Annotated in this window: 3 protein-coding genes and 2 pseudogenes; 1 reads left to right on the top strand and 4 read right to left on the bottom strand. The window is 43.8% G+C overall.

Annotation, left to right across the window (positions count from 1 at the left end; genetic code table 11):
• Positions 1-1,373: CHAT domain-containing protein (locus F6K20_RS23035; protein WP_287296148.1), on the bottom strand; the 1,373-nt coding region annotated here is incomplete at its 3' end.
• A 137-nt stretch (positions 1,374-1,510) separates the two neighbouring features.
• Complete coding sequence (locus tag F6K20_RS23030) at positions 1,511-2,713, bottom strand: RNA-guided endonuclease InsQ/TnpB family protein (protein ID WP_287296150.1); 1,203 nt, start codon at positions 2,711-2,713, stop codon at positions 1,511-1,513.
• 107 nt (positions 2,714-2,820) lie between these two features.
• Here F6K20_RS23030 and tnpA point away from each other — a divergent pair.
• Positions 2,821-3,213: pseudogene (gene tnpA, locus F6K20_RS23025) on the top strand (IS200/IS605 family transposase).
• A 411-nt stretch (positions 3,214-3,624) separates the two neighbouring features.
• Here the strand turns inward: tnpA and F6K20_RS23020 are convergent.
• Together F6K20_RS23020 and F6K20_RS23015 are read right to left on the bottom strand one after the other, a co-directional pair.
• Positions 3,625-4,542, bottom strand: coding sequence for a DUF1822 family protein (locus F6K20_RS23020; protein WP_287296146.1), 918 nt, complete (start codon positions 4,540-4,542; stop codon positions 3,625-3,627).
• A 497-nt stretch (positions 4,543-5,039) separates the two neighbouring features.
• Positions 5,040-5,279 (bottom strand): annotated as a pseudogene (locus tag F6K20_RS23015) (hypothetical protein); the annotation flags it as partial.

Genomic DNA, 5,279 nt, shown 5'->3' with positions numbered 1-5,279 from the left:
TCCAGCAGTTTTGCCAAGGAACGATCGGATAAGGAGGCGGCTCCTCTTTCTTCCTTAGGTTGGTACTGGACATCATCTTCAGTGATTGTGACTAATAACAGTCGTGGATCTGGTCCTTCATCGGGTCGCAGCCGCATCAACTGATCAAACCCTTGCAGTTCCCAGGGCTGGAATAGGCCAAGCGATCGCACCACCATTACTAAGCTAGTCACCACTATGCTAGATAGGAACACTGTCTGGAAACTACGTCCCTTTCGTTTCCGTTTTTCTGATTTTGTTTCTGAGTCTTGGTACAAATCTTTCCAAGCTGGTGGTTCTTGTGCTAGATTCTGGTAAATTACTGGTAACCAACTGGCGCAGGGAAACTGACGCTCCAACCCCTGCAATCGCTCCCGTGCTTCCCGCGCTGCCAGATATAAAGACTTACCATTAGCAAACCCGTTCAAAAAATACTTCAAAAATTTTTGAGCGACCTGATCTGGCACTAACTCCCGCATTATAATCATTTGGGGAATTTGTAAATCATGGAGTTGCCTTGCCAATCCCAACCCATCACAAGAATTAAAAATTGCCAGTTTTAAGCCCTGTGTCACAGCTTTTTTGAGGGCATACCACAGTTCATCAATGGTTAAGCTATCGGTGGGATTAATATAAATTCGACCCGTTTCCCCCTCTGTCTCACTATGTCCTGCGAAAAAGATAATATCCCAAGCTTGCTCCCATAACTGGTCATTGATTTCGTGATATTTGGGCTCTACTAAAAAGACTGTTGTTACATTAGGTAAATTCTCCAGCAGTTGTCGATCTGCTTTAATATCAATACCAGCACTATGACCTAAAATTGCTAAAATTCTCACTTTAGATTTCGAGGTAGGTGTAGGGAGTTGATGGGGTCGCTTAAACTGTTTTCCACTCAGAGCAACTTCAGCCTTGGGGTAACGCTCAAAAAAATCCCACAGATGCCAAGGCAGCTTTTGTAACTGGGTATTTTCCGTGCGAATCAGCACCCGAATCGCTTCTTCTGGATTTAACTCTTCCCGTAATCGCTTATCAATGGGACGAAACTGTTCAGAATCGAGCCATCGTTTCAGTCTATTACCTAACTCATGCGCTGAATCCCGACATTCCTTGAGCTGTTGGTTAATGGAACCACCATAGATAATTTTTCCGGGCTGGATTCTCGCGGGTGAACCTAGGCTCCGATATTTTTCGCGCCAATGGTCTTGTAAGTAAGTAGTGAGTTGTGAAGCTGCAGGCAAGTAACCTGTCATTTCCAGTGTTGGACGTGACCCTTCTTCACCAATTTCTAAGCGTACCTGAAATCCCTGCTGCTGGGAATCACCATCTAGACTCAGGACAACTAACTTTCCCATTTTTGGTAATTAGTTATTAGGTATTAAGTATTAGTAATCGATAACAATCATCCCCATTACCCGTTACTTCTTAATAAATTTTATGCAATAGGGATGGATTTCTAAACGATGCTTTCCCTGATTGACACTCCCCACGATTAGAAATCGGGGGATTCTTGGTTCACGGACTTGTCTTGCTCAACCAGGCCGGAACCAGGTTTAGTAGAGGACAAATCTCCCCAAGCGTTTTTATAAGTTCCGGTGTGCCCCACCGTACTCAAGGCTCTATTAAGTATATTTTTGGCGGCGTTGTGGTCGCGATCTAATCTACATCCACATTTACAGACATGAGTCCTGGTCGATAAGGACTTCTTTACCACTTCACCACACTCAGAACAATTTTGGCTTGTATAGGCAGGATTAACTGCAACAGTGATCCGACCAAACCTTTGACCAAAATGCTCCAACCACTCCCGAAACTGACGCCAACCTGCATCATTTATAGATTTAGCAAGGCAGTGATTTTTCACTAAGTTTTTGACCTTTAAGTCTTCGTAGGCGACTAGGTCGTTAGACCGGATTACGCAACGCGCCAGTCTCTTGGCGTGTTCTTTACGCTGCCTACTTATCTTAAGATGTGCCCTGCCTAATCTATTTCTGGCTTTCCGTCGGTTGGCTGAGCCTTTCTTTTTTCGGGATACTCGTCGCTGGCAAAACTTTACACGTTTTTCGCTTTTTCGGTAAAACCTAGGATTTGGTTCGGTGCGGCCTTCGGAATCCGTATAGAATTCTTTCAATCCTACATCTAATCCGAGAGCATAACCAGTTACTTCCAGATTTTCAGAGTTGTCTACTTTTATACATAACTGGACATAATAGCCATCAGCTCTTTTTACTATTCGTACCCGTTTGATCAGCTTTTGGTCGAACCACCATAAATCCCAGGTTCCCTTGAGTTTGACTTTCCCAATACCTTTCTTGTCGGTGAATTTTAGGGATTTTTTATCTGGGGACAACTTCCATCCAGACTGCTTATATTCAACCGAGCGATAATGTTTCTTGAACTTTGGGAAACCTTTCTTGCCGGGAACGTTCTTTTTGCAATTGTCGAAAAAACGCGCTACTGCTCGTTCTACGTTTTCCACAGACGCCTGGCAAGCATGACTATTGAGGTCTTTAACGAATTTAAACTCGTCTCTTAACTGAGTGTTGTAGCGATACAGTTCTTTTTTGCCAATTCCTTTATTGTCGATCCAATAACGAAGCACCTTGTTGCGGACAAATTTTGATGTACGAATAGCTTCGTCTACAGCTTTTTTCTGGGATTCTTTGAGAACGGCTTTGAACTCCATCACCAACACTTTAATCACCTCCTTGACTATATTTTGCGTATACTTGTATAGTATATACACAAAATTTAGTTAATGTTTAGGACAAAGTTAAAAATAAATTCAAGTACAACAAAAACATTGTTTACTAGTGTAAATACCACGTAGTATGGTGTCCCAAGTACCGCCGACCAGTACTTGTGGGAGAGGTGGAAGCAAAATTAAAAGAACTCCTTCACCAAATAGCAAAGGAGATTCAAGTCGAAATAATTGAACTGGAAGTGATGCCTGAGCATGTTCACCTACTCTGTGAAGGCGAACCTCAGTTTGGCATCCACAGAGTGCTTAAACGATTTAAAGGGGCAACCAGCAGGTACCTAAGAGTTCAATTTCCTCACTTGAAAAGTTGGTTACCTACCTTGTGGACTAATTCTTACTTTCTGTCCACAGTTGGAGGAGCACCAATTGAGACAATCAAAAGGTACGTGCAAAATCAAAAAGAGGTAATGGGAATAAATTCCTGTTCGGGCTAACCCCATAAATGGAATTTAGGGGCTTGCGCCCTCAGGGTTTTCGGTCAGTTTATAACTAAAAAACCAGCCCTGGTTACTCGGGCTTTTCTATAATCATACCAAATCCCCTGTTATAAGCGTTTATCCCAGACGAATAGACGTCGCGACTAGAGGAGCCAAGTCTAGCTGCGTGGGCTAAATTAAAAAAGGGTTATCCCGGATTTGGGATAAACTATTTCACAACACTTATAATACGGGTGTAGTGGTTTTCATATTAATGAGGTACATTAAATTTTCCCATGGATCACTCCCTACTCCCTAAAACCCAAAATGTACCTCACCTATTTTATAAATGCTATATATCTAATTAATAATCTGATTAAGACAAGGCTGGGTTTAAGAAGCATACCGGTAGCACAATCGCCCCTAAGGTCAGATTAAAAAATTTTCTGTAATACTGACATCATTCAACACTAACTGAATGCTAAAACGTTCTCCCGGTTCACCACTTACTTGCAACTTAATATTTTCCGTCTGTCTAGCTTGGGTTTGAATCACCGCAATTCCCTCGTGATCCAGCACCATAATCTGTAGATTCTGGGGAAGACGGTCTGCACCACCACCAGGATACAGTTCAATGAATATATTCATTTTGGGTGAATCCGTTGGATGTAGTTCCACAAATAAAGCCACCTTCTCGGCACCCCAGGCGATTTCCGAACCGAGTAGCTTACCTCGTTTTACTCCCACGGTAGTATGCAATCCTTTACTAGGTTGGTCAAAGGGGAAACTTCTGAAATCCAGCATTGGCTCCGGTGCTGGCTGTAATATAGTTTCCACTGTCTTCCAATCTGCCTCAAAACTATTGTCTAACCACGGCCTTAATCGCACTACTGGTGTCTGGCTTTGTGGTTGCTGTTGTTGGGTAGGGTGTGTTTGCATAGTGTTGGACGGTGAAGCATCGGGACAGAAGACCTTGGGTTTGAGAGCATGACTATGGCTCCACTGCTTTGCCCCTGCCTGGGATTGGCCACATTGCCGATACTCTTTAATGTGTCGCGGTAACTCTTTCAGGGTTCGCAATTGGTTCACGGGGAATTGTTCTGTTACCACTTTATCAGCAAATCCTACCAGAGTTGCCTCCTCCAATGCTTGATCAAGCTCCACCGCCACATAACCAATTCGTTCCTGCCAGACTGCTGCTGGAACTTTGACACACTTAGCCTCAGGTAAAATAAGTCTACACTCCAACTTACCATGATTTTTCACAGTCAGATCCGCAACATCCATCAAGGTTTGCATCACTGGGTTCCAACTGTCGCTTTCCTCTAAGTTTGTCTCAAATCCCATCTTTCAACTCCAATTCCCCTCCCGTTATAGTCGTTCGCGCAGCGTCTGACACTGCCAGTAAGACAAGCGCGGGAACGAAATTACCGCAAGAACAGGGTCGCCAAAATGGGTTACTGGCTATAGGTAAAAGGGTTAAAACTTTTGGCATAAGGCGACCCTGTTCAAGGTTTTGTCTCCGGGAGACGGGGCGTATAAAGTGCTCCCGCAGCTGACCCACACAGCCCCTTGGGAATTGGAGACTAGAATTGTTGCGAGTCGTTGATAGTTTCTGTTATCATAGATATATTATTACGCTCCTTTGAGTGTCGATTTAGGTGCAAGCTGAAAAGCCTCTGCTAGAAACTTAAATCATCAAAAATCTTGAAAAAGTAAGCCCGATGATTTGATGCTCCTAGGTCGCCGCTACGCGAACGGAGGGTGTAGAGGCTGTTTGGTTCAGCCTTTAAGGGTTTTATACTCTTAATAATCCCAGCGACCTAGGAGCCGCTACGGGAACGCTATAATCTTCGGGCTTTGCCCGACGCGGGGCGCGTTCGATTTAGCGATGGGAGTATCAAACACCGCAAGTAAAAGTTAACTGCATACACTGCCAGAGTATTTAAATAAATACCAGATAGGGGTTGACCTTTGGATGGGCGGCAAATTTTACGCGATCGCAAAATTTGCTTAACCAGTTTTCCTAAAGCTTGCTGCCGCTCTTGAGTATCTCGTGGGTACCTTTGCACTTGGCATACCAA

Source organism: Moorena sp. SIO2C4, assembly GCF_010672485.1.
Lineage (GTDB): Bacteria > Cyanobacteriota > Cyanobacteriia > Cyanobacteriales > Coleofasciculaceae > Moorena > Moorena producens.
Note: the sequence above shows the minus strand (reverse complement) of the source record. Positions and strands in the feature narration are given on the sequence as shown.